At 67.7% G+C, this 17,879-nt stretch carries 16 protein-coding genes and 2 pseudogenes; 12 read left to right on the top strand and 6 right to left on the bottom strand.

What is annotated here, in order from left to right; all coding sequences use genetic code 11:
* Nucleotides 1–252: pseudogene (locus QPR87_RS22815) on the bottom strand (efflux transporter periplasmic adaptor subunit); the annotation flags it as partial.
* Between the two features lie 267 nt (nt 253–519).
* Between QPR87_RS22815 and QPR87_RS22810 the strand changes: the two are divergent.
* The 5 genes from QPR87_RS22810 (at nt 520) to QPR87_RS22790 (ending at nt 6,748) form a co-directional block, all read left to right on the top strand.
* Complete coding sequence (locus QPR87_RS22810; protein ID WP_285051482.1) at nt 520–813, top strand: hypothetical protein; 294 nt, start codon at nt 520–522, stop codon at nt 811–813.
* Nucleotides 810–1,016, top strand: a complete 207-nt coding sequence (locus tag QPR87_RS22805; RefSeq protein WP_041530357.1) for a hypothetical protein — start codon at nt 810–812, stop codon at nt 1,014–1,016. Before QPR87_RS22810 ends, QPR87_RS22805 begins: the two co-directional genes overlap by 4 nt.
* 77 nt (nt 1,017–1,093) lie before the next feature.
* Nucleotides 1,094–2,266, top strand: coding sequence for an efflux RND transporter periplasmic adaptor subunit (locus QPR87_RS22800; RefSeq protein ID WP_285051481.1), 1,173 nt, complete (start codon nt 1,094–1,096; stop codon nt 2,264–2,266).
* Nucleotides 2,267–2,270: 4 nt separating this feature from the next.
* Nucleotides 2,271–5,375, top strand: a complete 3,105-nt coding sequence (locus QPR87_RS22795; protein ID WP_104494351.1) for an efflux RND transporter permease subunit — start codon at nt 2,271–2,273, stop codon at nt 5,373–5,375.
* Nucleotides 5,372–6,748 carry an efflux transporter outer membrane subunit gene (locus QPR87_RS22790; protein WP_285051480.1) on the top strand — a complete coding sequence of 459 codons (1,377 nt, stop codon included), beginning with the start codon at nt 5,372–5,374 and terminating at the stop codon, nt 6,746–6,748. Before QPR87_RS22795 ends, QPR87_RS22790 begins: the two co-directional genes overlap by 4 nt.
* Nucleotides 6,749–6,818: 70 nt before the next feature.
* Here the strand turns inward: QPR87_RS22790 and ampC are convergent, their stop codons facing one another.
* Nucleotides 6,819–7,979 carry a class C beta-lactamase gene (gene ampC / locus QPR87_RS22785; RefSeq protein ID WP_285051478.1) on the bottom strand — a complete coding sequence of 387 codons (1,161 nt, stop codon included), beginning with the start codon at nt 7,977–7,979 and terminating at the stop codon, nt 6,819–6,821.
* A 126-nt stretch (nt 7,980–8,105) separates the two neighbouring features.
* On the opposite strand from ampC, the gene QPR87_RS22780 reads away from it, so the two are divergent.
* The 3 genes from QPR87_RS22780 to QPR87_RS22770 all read left to right on the top strand — a co-directional run bounded on the left by QPR87_RS22780 (nt 8,106) and on the right by QPR87_RS22770 (nt 9,885).
* Nucleotides 8,106–8,981, top strand: coding sequence for a LysR family transcriptional regulator (locus QPR87_RS22780; protein ID WP_285051477.1), 876 nt, complete (start codon nt 8,106–8,108; stop codon nt 8,979–8,981).
* A 97-nt stretch (nt 8,982–9,078) separates the two neighbouring features.
* Entirely contained in the window at nt 9,079–9,495 is a 417-nt protein-coding gene (locus QPR87_RS22775; RefSeq protein WP_285051476.1) for a hypothetical protein, read from the top strand.
* 105 nt (nt 9,496–9,600) lie between these two features.
* The gene (locus tag QPR87_RS22770) at nt 9,601–9,885 is read left to right on the top strand and encodes a hypothetical protein (RefSeq protein ID WP_199766769.1); all 285 of its coding nucleotides are present in this window, start codon (nt 9,601–9,603) and stop codon (nt 9,883–9,885) included.
* 56 nt (nt 9,886–9,941) lie between these two features.
* On the opposite strand, the gene QPR87_RS22765 is transcribed toward QPR87_RS22770, so the two are convergent.
* The 4 genes from QPR87_RS22765 to QPR87_RS22750 form a co-directional block, all read right to left on the bottom strand.
* Entirely contained in the window at nt 9,942–10,916 is a 975-nt protein-coding gene (locus tag QPR87_RS22765; protein ID WP_285051475.1) for a LysR substrate-binding domain-containing protein, read from the bottom strand.
* Between the two features lie 278 nt (nt 10,917–11,194).
* Complete coding sequence (locus QPR87_RS22760) at nt 11,195–11,869, bottom strand: DUF1028 domain-containing protein (RefSeq protein ID WP_285051474.1); 675 nt, start codon at nt 11,867–11,869, stop codon at nt 11,195–11,197.
* Between the two features lie 4 nt (nt 11,870–11,873).
* Nucleotides 11,874–12,290, bottom strand: a complete 417-nt coding sequence (locus QPR87_RS22755; RefSeq protein WP_231000404.1) for a RidA family protein — start codon at nt 12,288–12,290, stop codon at nt 11,874–11,876.
* 58 nt (nt 12,291–12,348) lie between these two features.
* Nucleotides 12,349–13,620, bottom strand: coding sequence for a flavin-containing monooxygenase (locus tag QPR87_RS22750; protein ID WP_285051473.1), 1,272 nt, complete (start codon nt 13,618–13,620; stop codon nt 12,349–12,351).
* A gap of 246 nt (nt 13,621–13,866) precedes the next feature.
* Between QPR87_RS22750 and argE the strand changes: the two genes are divergently transcribed.
* The 4 genes and pseudogenes from argE to QPR87_RS22730 all read left to right on the top strand — a co-directional run.
* Nucleotides 13,867–15,024, top strand: a complete 1,158-nt coding sequence (gene argE / locus QPR87_RS22745; RefSeq protein ID WP_285051472.1) for an acetylornithine deacetylase — start codon at nt 13,867–13,869, stop codon at nt 15,022–15,024.
* A gap of 248 nt (nt 15,025–15,272) precedes the next feature.
* Nucleotides 15,273–16,409, top strand: a complete 1,137-nt coding sequence (locus QPR87_RS22740) for an ABC transporter ATP-binding protein (protein ID WP_285051471.1) — start codon at nt 15,273–15,275, stop codon at nt 16,407–16,409.
* A gap of 82 nt (nt 16,410–16,491) precedes the next feature.
* Nucleotides 16,492–17,562: an ABC transporter substrate-binding protein gene (locus QPR87_RS22735; RefSeq protein ID WP_285051470.1), complete on the top strand. Its 1,071-nt coding sequence runs from the start codon at nt 16,492–16,494 to the stop codon at nt 17,560–17,562.
* 124 nt (nt 17,563–17,686) lie between these two features.
* Nucleotides 17,687–17,879: pseudogene (locus QPR87_RS22730) on the top strand (ABC transporter permease); the annotation flags it as partial.

Below are 17,879 nucleotides of genomic sequence, written 5' to 3'. Positions count from 1 at the left end.
CTCCACCCGCTGGCCCAGAACCACCGCCAGCTCGGTGATCCGACCCGAAACCTGCGCACCCACCGCAACAAGGTTCGAAGGCTTCAAACGACCCTCAGCAAGAACCGATACCTCAAGAGAACCGCGCTCTGCAGGCGCGGTCAGGTAGCCCGGGGCGGCGGCACCGCCCGGCGTGGCGCCGGGCCAGCGCAGCACTGCGACCGCGATCAGCAGGGCGCCCAGGATCAGCGCGACTGGCATGGTCTTGCGCATCGGTTATCCCCCGGCTCTGGCGCGAATCATCCCGGCTCCGCCCGGCGGCGGAGGCCCGGTTTCGATGTAGCCGCGGGCTGTTTCTGCCGTTCGTCCCCGGTGTATCCGTGTGTTTCCCGAAAAACCGAAATTGTAACAAAGCGTTTCTCGCCGCCGGCCAGAAACAATTCCTTACAAATATATGCGTGCGCCCCGGCGATTGTCGGGCATCATGGTTCCGGGTGGCGGCAGAACGCGGCCCGAGGACAGGTGACAGGACGCGCGACCATGACCAGCAAAACCCTTGCCGAAGCCCGGCGGTGCATGACGCTTTGCGTGCCGCGCGCGGGCGACGCGGACGCCGATGCCAGCGCGGGGCGGATGGTGCCGGTCTCGTTCAGCCTGATCGGGTTCGGCGGCGAAAGGCTGGTCTTTCGGCTGGTCGACGGGCAGGGCGAGTTGCTGGACCCGGTGCTGAACCCGGCCGTCGCCGGCGCCCTTCGCGATTGCATCATCCTGGCCGAATGCCTTGCCGGGCGGGCGGATCCGGTGGCTGCGCCCCAGGACGGGGGTGCCGGATGACTCTGGACCACGATCACGACTGGCTGGCACGGCTGCTCGGCGCGCTGATCTGGTTCGTCATGTCGCTGGCGCTCAGCGTCGAGGTCTGTGCGCTGATCGGCTGGGCCTTCGGCCATGCCGAGCGCGGCGGCGCCATCGGCGCGTTGCTGAACTGCCTGTTCTGGCTGTGGGTGCTCTGGGACGGCACGCAGGACCGAAGATGAGGCCGATCCCTCCCGCCGACGTGCGGCCTGTCGCAGGCTGAACTGCACCAACCCGTTTTCGACCAAGGATGATCCGCATGACCTTTCGCTTTCTCCATCGGCTTGCCCGGCTGGGCATTGCCCTGGCCGCCCTTTCCCTTGCGGGACAGGCCGCGGCGCAGCAGCCCGTCGCGCCCGGTCCCAGGCAGGTCGGGGTGATTTCCGTCACGGCCGAATCCGTGCCGCTGGTCAGCACGCTGCCCGGTCGCGCCGTGGCACGGGATGCGGTGGACATCCGCCCGCGCGTGGACGGTTTCGTGACCGAGGTGCTCTACAATCCCGGCCAGCCGATCAAGGTGGGCGATCCCATGTTCCGCATCGATCCGACCACCTATGAGGCCGCGGTCCAGGAGGCGCGGGCCAACCTTGCCTCGGCCAAGGCGGCCGTGCCGCAGGCCGAGGCGGCCTATGAGCGGTCGCGCCGGCTGCAGGGCTCGGGCTCGACCCAGGCGGCGCTGGAACAGGCGCAGGCCACGATGGAGCAGGCGCAGGCCGCCGCCGCCGCCGCCGAGGCGGCGCTGAAGCTGGCCGAGACGCAGCTGTCCTGGACCACGATCGCCAGCCCGCTGGACGGGCTGCCCTCGGTCGCCGCGGTCTCGCCGGGCGACCTGGTCACCGCGGGGCAAAGCGATGCGCTGGCGACGGTCACCCAGCTCGATCCCATCGACGTGGACATGTACGAACCCTCGGCCCGGCTGCAACGCATCCGCGAGCGCATCGAGTCGGGCCAGATCAGGATGAGCCAGGGGCTGAAGGCGCAGCTTACGCTGGAGAACGGCGTGACCTATGCCGCCACGGGCGAGATGGTGGCGCCGGGCTATACCGTCTCGACCTCGACCGGGGCTATCGACTTCCGCTTCCGCTTCGACAATCCCGAGCGCCGCATCCTGCCCGGCATGTTCGTGCGCGGCCGGATCGAGATCGGCCGGATCCAGGCGGTGCTGGTGCCGCAGATGGCCGCGACGCGCGGGCGCGACGGCACGCTTTCGGCCTGGGTGGCCGAGGATGGCAAGGCGGTGAAGCGCGTGCTGACCGAGGAGGGCGTGCATGAGAACAGCTGGATCGTCACCGACGGGCTGAAGGACGGCGACGCGCTGATCGTGAACGGCGGCACCAATCTGGCCGAAGGCGCCGAGGTCGCGCCGGTTGCGGTCGAGATCGACGAGAACGGCGTGGTCCGCGACCTGCCGGCGACGCAGCAGGCGGAGTGATCCGATGGCCCGTTTCTTCATTCACCGCCCCGTCTTCGCTTGGGTTCTGGCCATCATCACCATGCTGGCCGGGGTCTATGGCCTGTCCAGCCTGCCCATCGCGCAATATCCCGACATCGCGCCCACCACGGTCAGGATCAGCGCCACCTATACCGGCGCCTCGCCCGACATCGTCGAGAACTCGGTGACCTCGATCATCGAGGACGGCATGACCGGCCTTGATGGGCTGATCTACATGACCTCGACCTCGTCTCAGGGGTCCAGTTCGATCCAGCTTACCTTCGACGACAGCGTGGACCCGGACATCGCCCAGGTGCAGGTGCAGAACAAGCTGCAACTGGTGACCTCGCAACTGCCCGAGTCGGTGCAGAGCAAGGGCGTCTCGGTCAGCCGCTCGACCTCGTCCATCCTGCTGGTGGGGGCGCTGACCTCGACCGACGGCAGCTATTCCTCGCTGGAACTGGGCGATCTGGTTGCGCAGGTGATCGAAAACCCGGTCAAGCGCACCGCCGGCGTCGGCTCGATCAACAGCTTCGGCTCGGGCTATGCGATGCGGATCTGGCTGGATCCCGACCGGATGCTGCAATATCAGGTCACGCCCTCGGACGTGGTCTCGGCCGTCAGCGAGCAGAACACCAACGTCACCCTGGGCAGCCTCGGCAGCCAGCCCACGGTCAAGGGCCAGCAACTGAACGTGGCGCTTTCGGCGCAGTCGCAGCTGACCTCGGTGCGCGAATTCGAGCGTATCCTGCTGCGCACCGACAGCGACGGCGCCACGATCTTTCTGGGCGACGTGGCCGATATCGAGATCGGGCAGGAGGATTACGGCTCGTCCTCGCGCTACAACGGCATGCCCGCCGCCGGGTTCGGCGTGAACCTGGCCACGGGCGCGAACGCCGTGGACACGGCCGAGGCGGTGCGCGAGGTGCTGGACGGGCTGCAATCCTCGCTGCCGGCCGGAGTGCAGATCGTCTATCCCTACGACACCTCGCCCTTCGTCGAGGAATCCATCAATCAGGTCTATCACACGCTGATCGAGGCGGTGGTGCTGGTCTTCCTGGTCATCCTGGTCTTTCTGCAAAGCTGGCGCGCGACGCTGATCCCGACGCTGGCGATCCCGGTGGTGCTCTTGGGCACCTTCGGGGTGCTGTCATTCGCCGGCATGTCGATCAACACGCTGACCATGTTCGCGATGGTGCTGGCCATCGGCCTTCTGGTGGACGACGCCATCGTCGTGGTCGAGAATGTCGAGCGGGTGATGGAAGAGGAAGGCATCGGCCCGGTCGAGGCGACCGAGAAGAGCATGGACGAGATTTCCTCGGCTCTGGTCGGCATCGTGCTGGTGCTGTCGGCGGTGTTCCTGCCGATGGCCTTCATGTCGGGCTCGACCGGGGTGATCTATCGGCAGTTCTCGGTCACCATCATCACCGCCATGGTCCTGTCGCTGGGCGTCGCGCTGATCCTGACCCCGGCCATGTGCGCGACGCTGCTGAAACCGCGCGGCCATGGCGACGGCATCGCGCCCGCGCGATGGTTCAACCGCAACCTGGACCGGGCCACGAACGGCTATGCCGGCGCGGTGGGCGCTTTTGTGCGCCGGCCCTTCCGCTTCCTGGTCGTGCTGCTGGCCTTTGGTGCCGGGGCATACATGCTTTACCAGAAACTGCCCGGCTCTTTCCTGCCGTCCGAGGACCAGGGCGTGCTGATGGTCATGGTCGAAACCCCCGAGGGCTCGACTGCCGAACGCACCCGCGCGCTGGTCGAGGAGGTCGAGCAATATGTGCTCGGCACCGAGAAGGACACCGCCGAGAGCGTCTTTGCCGCGCTTGGCTTCGGCTTCGGCGGCTCGGGTCCGCGCAACGCGATGATCTTCGTCAAGCTCAAGGATTTCGAGCTGCGCGAGGGCTTCGATGCCGCATCCATGGCGACGCGCGGCAACCTGCGCTTCATGGAGAACCGCAACGGGCAGGTCTTCTTCATGCAGCCGCCCGCCATCCAGGGCATGGGCAATACGGCCGGTTTCACCATGCACCTGATCGACCAGTCCGGCCACGGGCAGGAGGCGCTGGCCGCCGCTGCCGACGAACTGGTGGAAAAGGCCACGGCCGATGGCCGCGTCACCAGCCTGCAAGGCAATGACGCGCCATTCGAGACCTCGCGCCGGATCGACATCGACCAGCAGAAGGCGGCGGCCTACGGCCTGTCGATCTCGGACCTGAACACGACGCTGTCGGTGATCTTCGCCAGCGCGAACGTGAACGATTTCTCGCTGGGCACCGAACTGCGCCCCGTCATCGTCCAGGGAAAGGCCGAGGCGCGGATGCAGCCCGACGACATCGAGAAATGGTATGTCCGCAACACCGCAGGCGACATGGTGCCCTTTACCGCCTTCACCGCGCAGGACTGGGACCAGCAGGCGCAGAGCCTTGCCCGCTATGGCGGCACCCGTTCGCTGGAGATCACCGGCGCGCCGGCGCAGGGCGTTTCGTCCGGCACGGCGATGGAGGTGATGGAGGAGCTGGTCGCCGGCATGGATGGCGGCTACGGCACCGCCTGGACCGGGCTTTCCTATCAGGAGCGGCTTTCGGGCAGCCAGGCGCCGATGCTGTTCGCGCTGTCGGCACTGGTGGTGTTCCTGGCGCTGGCGGCGCTTTACGAAAGCTGGTCGGTGCCGCTTTCGGTGATGATGACCGTGCCCATCGGCATCGTCGGCGCCATGGCGGCGGCGCTGGTCTTCGACCAGTCGAACGACGTCTATTTCAAGGTCGGCCTGCTGACGACCATCGGCCTTGCCGCGCGCAACGCCATCCTGATCGTGGAATTCGCCCAGCAGTTGCACGGACATGGCAAGCCGCTTCTGGAGGCGGCGGTCGAGGCCTCGCGCATGCGGCTGCGCCCGATCCTGATGACGACGCTCGCCTTCATGCTGGGCGTTCTGCCCCTGGCGCTGGCCAGCGGCGCGGGCGCGGCGGCGCAGCAATCCATCGGCATCGGCGTGCTGGGCGGCATCACGGCCTCGGCGGTGATCGGCATCTTCCTCGTCGCCGTCTTCTACGTCGCGGTCCTCAGGGCCGTGCAGCATTTCACCAACAAGAGAGCCAAGACGTGATTTCTCCTTCCCGCTTTTTCGGCCCGGCGCTGCTGCTTCTGGCGGCGGGCTGCGCGGCCGTCGGACCCGATCCCGACGCCCGCCCCGCGATCCCCGTGCCCGCGACATTTGTCGAGGGCGAGGCCGCATCGGCCGGCAAGCTGGCCAGCCGCGCCTTCTGGGCAGAATACCGCGACCCGGTGCTGAACGACCTGATCGCGCGAGGTCTCAAGCAGAACCTGGACGAGGCCGCCGCGCGCGAGCGCATCCGCGCCGCCGCCGCCGATCTGCGCGGCACCGGCGTGCTTGCCGGCCAGGTCTCGGGCACGGCCAGCGCTGCGCGCGAACGGGGCGCCAGCGCGGGCGGGGCGGTCCAGACCGCCGGCAATTCGAGCCTTGGCGCGAATTTCGTCTTTGACCTGTTCGGCGGTGCGCGGCGTGAAAGACAGGGCGCCGCGGCCAGCCTGGAATCCGCCAAGGCGGGGCTGGGCACGGCGCGGCTGGCCTGGATCGCCGAGTTGATCGATGCCTATGGCGACGCGCGCTATTACCAGCAGGCGCTGGCCCTGACCCGCAAGACCGTTTCGACCCGCGAGGAGACCGTCCGCATCACCCGCGACCAGCGCGAGTTCGGCGTGGTCAGCGAGTTCGATATGGCCCAGGCCGAGGCGCTGCTGGCCGGCGCCAGGGCCGAGCTGCCGGGCTATGAGGCACAGTTCAACGCCCAGGCCTATCGCATCGCGACGCTGCTCAACGAACCCGCCGCAGGCGTGCTGGCGCAGATGAAGCGCGGCGCGGCGCAGCCACGCATCCCAGCGACGGGCCGAGCGGGCGTGCCGGCGGACCTGCTGCGCAACCGGCCCGACCTGCGCGCGGCCGAATACGACCTGGCCGCGGCGCTTGCGGCGGTGGGGGTGGCGACGGCCGACCTGCTGCCCTCGCTGTCGCTCACCGGCTCGGTCAGCGAAAGCGGCGGGGCGAAGTCCTGGGGCTTCGGGCCGGCGATTTCTTTCCCGGTGCTGAACCAGGGCGCGCTGCAGGCCACGCGCGCGCGCCGCATGGCCGAGGCGCGCGAGGCCGAGATCGCCTGGCGTGCCAGCGTGTCACAGGCGGTCGAGGACGTGCAGGTCGCACAATCGAACCTGCGCCGCTATCGCGAGCAAGCCGCGGCGCTGGAAGGCGCGGCGGCCGCCTATGACCGCGCCTATCAACTCGCCCGGACGAGCTTTGCCGAGGGTGAGCTGGCGCTGCTGGACCTGCTCGATTCCGACCGCTCGACGGCCAGCGCCCGGCTCTCGGCCGCCTCGGCCCGCAATCAGGCGGCCAAGGAATGGGCGGCGCTGCAGATCGCCACGGGCGCCGGCGCGGGCGAGGTGGTGCTGGTCAGCCGCTAGCGCTGGCGCCGAGGGGGCATCGGCGTCCGAGTCGGGATGGCCAGCGCAGCGAGTGCAAGATGGCCGATCCTCATTCGTCCGCCTGCAGAACGGCTTCGATCAGGGCCAATCCCGCATCCACGCGGGCGGGATTGGGGATGTTGCGATTGGCCAGGATGACCAGGCCCAGTTCCTCGGCCGGGATGAAGGCGACATAGCCGCCGAAGCCGTTCGTCGATCCGGTCTTGCTGAACAGCACCGCATGGTCGGACAGATCGGGTCGCTCCAGCCGGGTCGCGGGCTGGCTTTCCATGACCATCTCGGCCGCATTCCCGGCCAGCAGTTGGTCGCGGGAAACCGGCCAGGGGTAGCGCTCCCAGATCATCGCCTGCTGGAAGTGCTGCGTCCCTGTCTGGCCCGCATGGGTTTGCGCCACGGCCTCGCGCAGCTTAGGCGGGACATCCGTATCGCCCAGGTTGACCTGCAGGAAGCGCAGCATGTCGTGCAGGTCCGACTTCAGGCTATAGGCCTCGTCGTCGAGCATGCCCGGATTAACCCGGATGGCGCTGTCGTCCCGGCGCGAATAGCCCCAGGCATAGCGCGGCATCTCTGCCGCCGGCACATCGACATGGGTGCTTTCCAGCCCCAGCGGATGCAGGACATGGCTGCGCAGCGCCTCGGCATAGGGTTCGCCGATGGCCCGGGCGGCGATGCGTCCCAGAAGGCCGATGCTGACATTCGAATAGGACCGCTCGCCCTGGCTCGGCACGGGCTGCCAGTCCCCCAGCCAGCGCATCAGCGTGCCGTCGTCGCCGGCCTCATCCGGCACCTGAAGGGGCAGGCCGCCGGTCTGATGGGTGGCAAGGTCCATCAGCGACACCGAGCCGATCGCGCTGCCTTTCAGTTCCGGCAGATGCGCGGCGACCGGATCCGCAAGCGACAGGCGCCCCTGTTGCGCCGCCAGCGCGGCGAGCGTCACGTTGAAGGTCTTGCTGATCGAACCCAGCTCGAACAGCGTCTCGGCCGTGACGGGCACGGCGGCCGCGCGGTCGGCCATGCCCGCGGTATAGACATAGTCCTGCCCCTGCCAGGTCACGCCGACGGCGAGGCCGGGAATGTCATGCTCGGCGATGACGGGGGCAAAGATCCCGGCCGCCATCTGCCGGAACTCGGCCTCGCTCATCGCCAAGGCCGGCATGGCAAGGCCCGCTGCGAACAGGCCAAGGCCCACGCATCCATAATTCATATTCATGTTTCCGCTCTGCTCATATCGGGGCGGCTTGTCTGCGGCCGCCATGCGCCCAGTTAAAGCGACGCGGCAACGGGGCGCAAACGATCATATTTCACTTCTGCCATGAGATAATCTAATTTCGGCGGCATGGATCGCCCGCAACTTCCCCTGAACGCCCTGCGCGCCTTCGAGGTGGCATCGCGCCACCTGAACCTGACCCGCGCCGCCATCGAGCTTTGCGTGACGCAGGCGGCGCTGAGCCACCAGATCCGCGGGCTGGAGGAGCGCCTGGGGGTCACGCTGTTCCGCCGCGTCCCGCGCGGGCTGGTGCTGACCGAAGAGGGGATCATGCTGGCCCCGGTCCTGACCCGGATCTTCGACGAGATGTCCGGGACGCTGGATCGCTTTTCGGCCGGGCACTATCACGAGACGATCAACCTGGGCGTCGTCAACAGCTTCGCCACGGAATGGCTGATCCCGCGCCTTGCGGATTTCCAGCGGCTTCACCCCTCGATCGACCTGCGCATCCACACCAACAACAACCGCGTCGACCTGGCCGGCGAAGGGCTGGACCTGGCGGTCCGTTTCGGCGACGGCAGTTGGCACGGCGTGGCGGCGACCAGGCTGATGAGCGGCGCGATGATGGTGGTGTGCAGCCCCGAACTGGCCGGGCGCCTGCGCAGGGTCGAGGATCTTCTGTCGGTGCCCCTGCTGCGATCCTATCGCGCGAATGAATGGGAGCGGTGGTTCGCCGGCCAGGGGCTGCCGGCACCGCAGCTGCGCGGCTCGGTCTTCGACACCTCGCTGGCCATCGCTGAAATGGCCGCCCGGTCCCATGGCGTGGGACTGGTGCCGGTCGCGCTGTTTTCGTCCTGGACCCAGGCCGGACGGCTGGCCCGGCCGTTCGAGGCCGTGCTTGCGGCGGGCGATTATTGGCTGACCCGCTTGCACGCCAGTCCCGAAACCACCGGGCAGGGCGCATTGCGGGAATGGCTCGTGGCGCGTTGCGAGGATGTTGCGTGACGCGACCGATCAGGCCCGCTCCGACGGTTGCGCTGGATTCTTGCGCGCGGCTGCCCGATGGGTAGTGCCATCGGGAACGGCATCCGGAAGGGCAGGAATGCGCAAGGCGGGACATCTGGCATATATCGCCGCTCTGGCCATGATGGCCTTCGTCGGCCTTGCCTACGAGGATCTGTCGCCGGGGCTGGCGTTTCGGGATGCCGACGGTCCCTTCTTCTGTCGCGACCTCTTCAGTTCCGGGGGTGACGACGATGCCATGATCGGCAGCTTCGGGATCTTCCTCGCGCCACTCGCCTTGCGCCTGCTTCGGCTGAATCGGGCGGTTGCCCGTTGCGAAGTGGTGCTGTTCTGGATCTGTGCGGGACTGGTCTGTCTTTCGTTCATGCTGGCTTCGATGGACTGCGCCTCCATCTTCTACACGGCCTTCGTGCTGCCCGACCCGCTGCTGGCCGGCGGCCTGATCGCGCTTCCGCTGGCCGCCTTCCTGGTCATGCGCTCACGGGCCGAGGGGTGATGCGATCGAATCCGCATTGCACCCCTGGCCGCAATTGCACAGGAAACCCGGCCGCCATAAAGAGCCGTTTTCGCGCAGTAACGGATCGGAGCCGACGCATTGCCCTTGACCGCCATCGTAAACAGCCTTGGGTCGCTGCTGTTCATCCTGCTGGTTGCGCACAGCACCTCGTATCAGGAAGCGAACTGGCCCGCGGGCCGGGTCGTCCATGTCCGTGACTGGGTGGTCCATGCCACCTATGCGCTTGGTGCCGCGCTGCTGTGGATGGCGGTCGTGCCGGTAAGGGATGAGCGGCGCAGGGCATTCCTGGCGGCATGGTTTCCCTGGGCATGCTGGGCGCTGCTGATCGTCGGGGTCGTCGTCATGCCCATGTTCTTTCCGGCCTCTTGACGGGTGATTGCCGCCGGGGCTTGCCCCGGGCCACAGCCGGGCAAGCCGTCGATCCGTCAGCCGCTGCGGCTTGCGCGCCGGGGCTCCTCGGTCTCGGCGGGCGGAAGCAGGCCCAGCAGATTCCGGCTCTGCCTTTCGATCCAGTCGCGGGCGTGGTCGATAAAGACCTTGTGCAGCCGGGGACGCTCGGTCCCCCGGCTTATCAGCAGGCCCAGCTTCATCGGGCGCGGTGTGCCGGTAAGGGGCAGGAACCGCATCGGCTTTCCGTCCGGCGCCACGTCGTGCAGGGGCCGGACGTTCACGATGGAATAGCCGAAGCCATTGGCGACAAGGCTGCGCATCACCGCCATGTCGCGCGTGCGCTCGGAGATATTGGCGCGCAATCCGGCCTTGGTGAAGAAGGACAGGAAATATTCGGAACTCAGCGGCAGATCGAGCAGCACCATGGGATGAGGCGCAAGCTGCTGGACCGAGACTTCGGACAGATGCGCCAGCGGGTGGTTTTCGCTCATCGCGACCAGCGGCGGCAGTTCGATGATCGGGAAGAAGCGCAGGTCGCCCGGCAGGTCCAGGTCGTAGGTCAGCGCCAGGTCGATCTTGGCCTGCCGCAGCAGGCCGAACAGCTCGGCCTGGTCGGCCTCGACCTGCGAGATGCGGACCTCGTCGTATTCCTCGATGAAGCTGCGCCGCAGGCCCGGCAACACGATCTGGGCGAATGTGCTGAGGCAACCGATGGCCAGCGGCCCGCGGACCGAGCCGGACAGATCCCCCGCCAGATCGCGCAACGTCGCGGCCTGGCGCAGCACGGTCTGCGCATGGTCGAGCAATTTGCGCCCCGCCAGCGTCGGCGTCAGGCCCTGCGCGTGATAGCGGATGAAAAGCTTGACCCCCAGTTCTTCCTCGAGCTGCGAGATCCCGGCCGAGATCGAGGGCGACGAGACGTTCACCTGCTGCGAGGCGGCGGCAATGCTGCCGGTCTCGCCCACGGCGACGAAGTATTCGAGCTGCCGCAGCGTATAGCGAAGGGGCATGTTTCTTCCGACTCGGTGGTTGGCATTGCGGCGGATGCCTTTGCCGCCCGTCCTTGCGCCCTTGGCTTGCGGCCTGGCGCCGACGTGGCCCGAGTATTGCCCTGAAAGCTTCGTCACTGCAAGCAATGTGACATATCGACGCATCTGATCGGGCGAAAATCTCATGCTGCCTTCATCCGGGGCAATGTGCAGGAAACCCGGGCGGCATGGCCGGCGGGCTTTGGCCGGATGGCGGGTGCAGCGGCCGGGCGCAGCGATGCAGCAGCGCCCGGCCGGGTTCATTCGTCGCCGGGCACGCCGTAAGAGGGCGCCTCGCGCGGGTCCAGCGCGCGCTGGACATAGGCGTCGAGCTGCGGCTTGTAGATGTCCCATAGCCGGGCGATGGCCTCGATGGGGCAATCCTCGGTCCAGTCGCAGCGCAGGTCGGCCACGGGCCAGCCGACCTTGTCGACGATCATCATGCCTGCCGAATGGACCGGGCCGGCCTCGCCGCCGGCGGCAAGGCCGGCGCGCATCGCGGCGATCAGCCGGTCCCCGATATGGCCCGAAGCCGCCAGATAGCCGTCGACGATGGCCTGCGGCACGCCGTCATCGGCCAGCAGGTTGCCGCCCGAGGCGACGTTTTCCGCCTGCGCCTGCGTCCAGATGCCCAGGGAATTCGGCCCCGAATGGATCGCCGTCCGGCCCTTGGCATCGACCGCCAGAACCTGCCGGTATTCGATGAACCGTCCCCGGCGCCGGATCTCGGCGACGGCATCGGGGGCCGACATGCCGCCCTCCATCAGATCCAGCGCCAGCGGCCCCAGCGCAGGGTCGGTGACGTTCTGCGAGGCGACCGCGCCCACGCCCGCACGGGCATGGGAACAGCGCGCCGCCACCGCGGGCGAGGACGAGGATATGGCAATCCCGAACATCCCGGTTTCGGGGCAGCGCGCGACCAGGGAAAAGGTCATCGGCTTACACCGGGATGACGGCGGTGCCGTCGATCTCGACCAGCCATTCCGGCCGCGCCAGCGCCTGCACCACGAGCCCGGTCGAGACCGGATGCACCCCCCCGAGATATTCGCCCATGGTGCGATAGACCGCCTCGCGGTGGCGCACGTCGGTGATGTAGACGACGACCTTGACCAGATGCTCCATCCGGCCGCCGGCTTCCTCGATCAGTTGCCGGATGTTCTGCATGACCTTGTGGGTCTGCTCGACCGGATCGTGGCTGTCGATGTTCCTGGCCGTGTCCAGGTCCTGCGGGCACTGGCCGCGCAGCCAGACGATCCTGCCGCCCTGCGTGACGACCGCCTGGCAAAGGTCGTTGTCGAGCTTCTGCTCGGGATAGGTGTCGCGGGTGTTGAATTTGCGGATGCGGGTGTGGGCCATCCTGGTCTCCATGGGTGCGGTGCGGTTGTTCAAGGGCGCCATTGGCGGGGGCGCAAGATCATGCCTCTTGCAGCGTTCGCTGGGCCTTGCCCTGATAGTCGGAATATTTGCGCTGGATCACGATCTGCTCGGCGATATGCCGGGCATCGTGCCAGACCCCCCAGATGAAGCTGGAGCCGCGTCGCGACTGCCAGGGCAGTCCGAGGAAATAGAGCCCCGGCTGGACCGACACGCCGCGCTGGTGCAGCGGACGGCCGCGCTCGTCAAAGGCATCGGCCCTGATCCAGCCGAAATCCACCGCAAAGCCGGTGGCCCAGATCACCGTGGCGATCCCGGCCCCGGCAAGGTTCAGCTCCAGGATCGGGTCGGTCACGCAATCCGGGTCGGGCTCGCGCTTGCGGGCCTCGGGCTCCTGCGGCAGGTCCAGGCCGTTGCTGGCGATATGGGCGTCGGCCTCGTCCAGCAGGGACAGATAGTTCTCGTCGCCGCGGTCGAGGTTCCGGCGCAGGTCCGGGGAAAAGTTGAGGCTGCCGTCGCCATAGCCTTCGGTCCGGCCCAGCAGCACCATGCCGCGATTGCCCAGGCGGCGGAAATCCACCGTCTCGCCGCCGCGCGCGCCGCTGACGGCGATGGTCACATGCTCGGTGCCGGGTGCCGGTGCGGCCATGTCCCATTTGCCGAGCACGCCCAGCCACCAGCAGAAGTCGCGGCCGCGATAGGAGCGCGGCGGGCGGTCATGCGGCCCGACCGACAGATAGACCTTGCGCCCGGCCCGCATCAGCTCATCGGCGATCTGAACGCCGGACGAGCCTGCGCCGATCACCAGGACCGCGCCGGGCGGCAATTGATCGGGATTGCGATAGCCGCTGGAATGCAGTTGCGTCACGCCCGCGTCCGCCGGGATCAGGGCGGGGACCAGCGGCTTCTGAAAGGGGCCGGTGGCGGCAACGACGCGGTTCGCCTCGATCACGCCCTGCGAGGTGGTGACGGCAAAGCCGGGGCGGCCGGCGTTGCGGCGCACCTCCCGCACCTCGACGCCGCAGCGGATCGGGGCTCCGAGCTTTTCGGCATAGGCCGCGAAATAATCCGCCACCTGCTCCTTGGCGACGAAGGCGTCGGGATCGCCGGGAAACTCCATGCCGGGAAAGCGGTCATGCCAGGCGGGGCCGTTGGCAACCAGCGAATCCCAGCGTTCCGAGCGCCAGCGTTCGGCGATCCTGCCACGTTCCAGGACCAGATGCGGCACGCCGGCCTTGCCCAGATGCTCGCTCATCGCCACGCCGGCCTGACCGCCCCCGACAACCAACGTGTCGATCTTTTCAACTGACATTTCCGGGTCCTTTCGTGGATTTCGGGGGATGCCCGGCCGCCGGGGCCGGGGCCTTTCCCCCGATCTAGCGCGGGGTCCGAAAGGCGAAAATTACGATTTCATGCAGCAACGGTTAGGCTGTGCCTAAAGGGGTCGCATGCGCGGGCGGATTAGGCCCGGCCGCAGCAATGGCTCGGGAAATGCTCATTTCGCCGTGCCGGGATCGGCGATAGCCATCCTTGTCCGCAGCCCGGACAGGAGATGAGCATGACCGAACCCCGCCCCGAGACGCTGGCGCTGCTGGCGCGCCTGGTCGCCTTTCCCACCGTCAGCGCCGAAAGCAACCTGGCGCTGATCGATTTCGCCGAACACCATCTGCGGCAGGCCGGCCTTGTCACGCACCGCCTGCCGTCCCGCGACGGAACCAAGGCCGGACTGATGGCCCGGCTGGGCGAGGGGCGGGGCGGCGTCATGCTTTCGGCCCATAGCGACGTCGTGCCGGCCGAAGGGCAGGGCTGGAGCCGGCCGCCCTTTGCCCTGTCGCGCCGGGGGGACAGGCTTTACGGGCGCGGCACGACCGACATGAAGGGCTTTCTTGCGGCGATGCTTTCGCTGGCGGCGCGGGCGGGAAAGGCTGCCCCGGCCCGGCCGCTGATGCTGGCGATCTCTTACGACGAAGAGGTCGGCTGCACCGGCATCCGCGAGATGCTGCCCGGGATCGAGGCACTGGGCTGGCGGCCCGAACTCTGCATCGTGGGCGAGCCGACCGGGATGCGACCGGCCATCGGGCACAAGGGCAAGGCCGCGCTGGTCGCGACCTGCCACGGCACGGCCGGGCATTCCTCGCTGGCGCCGCGCCATGTCAATGCGCTGCATCTCGCGGCCGAGTTCATCGCCGCCCTGCGCCGCATCCAGGGCGAGTACGCCGCGTCCGCCTGCACCGATCCCGCCTACGACATTCCGTTTTCCACCGTCCATGCCGGCAGGATGCAGGGCGGGGCGGCGCTGAACATCGTCCCCGACCGGGCCGTGGTCGAATTCGAGCTGCGCCACCTGCCCGGTGATGCGCTGTCGGATTTCCAGGACCGCCTGCGATGCGAGATCGCCCGCATCCTCGCGCCGTTTCGTGCGCAGGACGAGGCGGCGGACATCCGCATCGCCCTGACCAACACCTATCCCGGGCACGACATCGCCCCGGATCATCCGGCGGTGCAGGATGTCGTGCGCCATTGCGGCGACCCGCGGCGGATCAAGGTCGCCTATGGCACCGAAGCGGGCTATTTCGCGCGGCTGGGCATCCCGACCGTGGTCTGCGGCCCCGGCGACATGGAGGGGCAGGGGCACAAGCCCGACGAATTCCTGGCCCTGCCGCAGCTAGCCCTGTGCGAGCGGATGCTGGACCGGCTGCTGGCCGGCTTGCGGTGACGGGCTGAAACGGCTGGCCGGATGCGCGGCTTAGGATTCGCCGAAGTACCGTTGCGGAAAACATTAATTTACGCGCCACCGCCATTCCCGATGATGGGCGGTACGCGACAAACAGGACGGTTGGAACGAAGCGGGCCATTTCACGCGAACGATCCGGGCCCGGCGCAAGCCGGATGCCGGACCAGGGGGCGGCTTCAGCCGCATTCCGTCGCGATGGCCGCGGACAAGACCTGACAAGGGAGCCAGAGTTGAGCAAAGCCACCGCCGCGGCCCGTGCGGATACGGGCGCAGTCACCGCGAATGACGCGTTCGTCGCCTTCGAGCGCGTCCAGAAAAGCTATGACGGGGAAACCCTGGTGGTGAAGGATCTGAACCTCGCCATTGCCAGGGGCGAGTTCCTGACCCTGCTCGGCCCTTCGGGATCGGGCAAGACCACCAGCCTGATGATGCTGGCGGGATTCGAGACCGCCACCTCGGGCGAGATCCGGCTTGCGGGCCGGCCGATCAACGCGGTGCCGCCCCACCGGCGCGGCATCGGCATGGTGTTCCAGAACTATGCGCTGTTCCCGCATATGAGCGTGGGCGAGAACCTGTCCTTTCCCCTGCAGGTGCGCGGGCTGGCCAAGGCCGAGCGCGAGGCCAAGGTCATGCGTGCGCTGGACATGGTGCAGATGGGCCGCTTTGCCAACCGCCGTCCGGCGCAGCTTTCGGGTGGCCAGCAGCAGCGCATCGCACTGGCGCGTGCGCTGGTCTTCGATCCCGAGCTGGTGCTGATGGACGAGCCGCTGGGCGCGCTGGACAAGCAGTTGCGCGAGCATATGCAATACGAGATCAAGCAGCTGCACGAGCGGATCGGGATCACCGTGGTCTATGTCACCCATGACCAGGGCGAGGCGCTGACCATGTCCGACCGGGTGGCGGTGTTCAACGACGGCCGCATCCAGCAGCTTGCCCCTCCGGCCGAGCTTTACGAGCGGCCCGGAAACAGCTTCGTCGCGCAGTTCATCGGCGAGAACAACACGCTTGCCGGCACCATCGAGCAGCTTCAGGGCGACAGGGCGCTGGTGCGGCTGGGCAATGGCGAGCTGATCGACGCCACCGCCGTCGACATCCGCGAGGTCGGGCAGGTCACCACGGTCTCGATCCGGCCCGAGCGGGTCGAGTTCAAGCCCGAGATGATGCCGCCCGGTGCCCACAGGATCGCGGCCGAGGTGCTCGAGGTGATCTACATGGGCGACGTGCTGCGGACCCGGATGAAGGTCGCGGGCGCAAGCGACTTCGTGCTGAAATGCCGCAATACGCTGGGCCAGCGCAAGCTGACCCCCGGCGAGACCATCGAGATCGGCTGGCACCCCGAGGATGCCCGCGCCCTCGATCCGGTCTGATCCCCGACCCGACAGCCACGAACCAACCCCGGACGAGCCGCAGGAACGGACAGCCGGACAAACCAACTGGGAGCCATCAACGATGAAGAAACTGCTGATCATGACCACCGCGCTTGCCGCGACCGCAGGCGCCGCGCAGGCGGACATCACCGTCATGAGCTGGGGCGGCGCCTACGAGAAATCGCAGGTCGAGGCCTATAACCGGCCCTTCGCGGCCAAGTCCGGCATCGCCGTCCAGATGCTGGCCGCCGACAACCCGGCCGCCCCGATAAAGTCGATGGTGGAATCGGGCAACGTCACGCTGGACGTGGCCGATGTCGAGGCGACCGATGCGGCCCGTCTTTGCGACGAGGGCCTGCTGGAAGAGATCGATCCCGCGGCGTTTCCGCCGGCGCCCGACGGCACCCCCGCCGTCGACGACTTCCTGCCGGGCGCCCTTACGGAATGCGCCGTGGCCTCGATGGTGTTCTCGACCGTCTACGGCTACGACACGAACCGGTTCCCGGACGAGAAGCCCGCCACCATCGCCGATTTCTTCGATGTCGAGAAGTTTCCCGGCAAGCGCGGGATGCGCAAGAGCCCGAAGCCCAATCTTGAATTGGCGCTGATGGCCGACGGGGTGCCCGCCGCCGAGGTATACGAGGTGCTGGAGACGCCCGAGGGCCTCGACCGCGCCTTCGCCAAGCTCGACAGCATCAAGTCCCACATCGTCTGGTGGGAGGCCGGAGCGCAGCCGCCGCAGCTTCTGGCCGATGGCGAGGTGGCGATGACGACCGCCTATAACGGCCGCCTGTTCTCGGCCATGGTCGCCGAGAACAAGCCCTTCGCCATGGTCTGGGACGGGCAGGTCTACGAATACGAGCTTTTCGTGATCCCCAAGGGCGCGCCGAATCTGGACGAGGCGATGGAATACATCAGGTTCGCCACCGACACGCAGCGGCTGGCCGACCAGACCAGGTGGATCAGCTACGGCCCGGCCCGCAAGTCCTCAATCCCTCTGGTGGGGCTTTTCGAGGACCGCAACCCCGAGATGGGGCCGCATATGCCGACCGCCGAGCCCAATCTCGCGAATGCGCTGCATTCCTCGTTCGAGTTCTGGGTCGATCGCGACATGGAGATCAGCGAGCGCTTCAATACCTGGCTGGTCAGGTGATCCGGCGCCGTGCCCGGCCCGCCCCTGACGGGCCGGGTCGCGGAATGCGGCAATCCACGAAACGAGCCGCGGCGCCGCCTTGGCGCCGCAGCCTTCGAACCGAACCGAACCGGAGACAGAGACCATGGCAGACACCTCGGCGAATGGCGTGAGCTTCGCGCCCGCGCCCGCTCACCGGACCGGGCTTGTGACCGCCGACGGTCGTCCGTTGAGATCTGCGCTTGCGCGGAGTTCGCGTCGTGCGCGTCGTCGTGCGTTTTTCCTGGTGCTTCCGCTTCTGCTTTTCGTGCTGATCACCTTCGTGGTGCCGATCGGGC

Origin of the sequence: Paracoccus sp. SSJ, assembly GCF_030234105.1 — a bacterium.
GTDB classification, from domain to species: Bacteria; Pseudomonadota; Alphaproteobacteria; order Rhodobacterales; family Rhodobacteraceae; genus Paracoccus; species Paracoccus denitrificans.
Note: the sequence above shows the minus strand (reverse complement) of the source record. Positions and strands in the feature narration are given on the sequence as shown.

Coding starts and splice junctions, on each gene's coding strand:
- QPR87_RS22810 (WP_285051482.1), top strand. CDS start 520: ATGACCAGCAAAACCCTTGCCGAAGCCCGGCGGTGCATGACGCTTTGC.
- QPR87_RS22805 (WP_041530357.1), top strand. CDS start 810: ATGACTCTGGACCACGATCACGACTGGCTGGCACGGCTGCTCGGCGCG.
- QPR87_RS22800 (WP_285051481.1), top strand. CDS start 1,094: ATGACCTTTCGCTTTCTCCATCGGCTTGCCCGGCTGGGCATTGCCCTG.
- QPR87_RS22795 (WP_104494351.1), top strand. CDS start 2,271: ATGGCCCGTTTCTTCATTCACCGCCCCGTCTTCGCTTGGGTTCTGGCC.
- ampC (WP_285051478.1), bottom strand. CDS start 7,979: ATGAATATGAATTATGGATGCGTGGGCCTTGGCCTGTTCGCAGCGGGC.
- QPR87_RS22780 (WP_285051477.1), top strand. CDS start 8,106: ATGGATCGCCCGCAACTTCCCCTGAACGCCCTGCGCGCCTTCGAGGTG.
- QPR87_RS22775 (WP_285051476.1), top strand. CDS start 9,079: ATGCGCAAGGCGGGACATCTGGCATATATCGCCGCTCTGGCCATGATG.
- QPR87_RS22765 (WP_285051475.1), bottom strand. CDS start 10,916: ATGCCCCTTCGCTATACGCTGCGGCAGCTCGAATACTTCGTCGCCGTG.
- QPR87_RS22760 (WP_285051474.1), bottom strand. CDS start 11,869: ATGACCTTTTCCCTGGTCGCGCGCTGCCCCGAAACCGGGATGTTCGGG.
- QPR87_RS22755 (WP_231000404.1), bottom strand. CDS start 12,290: ATGGCCCACACCCGCATCCGCAAATTCAACACCCGCGACACCTATCCC.
- QPR87_RS22750 (WP_285051473.1), bottom strand. CDS start 13,620: ATGTCAGTTGAAAAGATCGACACGTTGGTTGTCGGGGGCGGTCAGGCC.
- argE (WP_285051472.1), top strand. CDS start 13,867: ATGACCGAACCCCGCCCCGAGACGCTGGCGCTGCTGGCGCGCCTGGTC.
- QPR87_RS22735 (WP_285051470.1), top strand. CDS start 16,492: ATGAAGAAACTGCTGATCATGACCACCGCGCTTGCCGCGACCGCAGGC.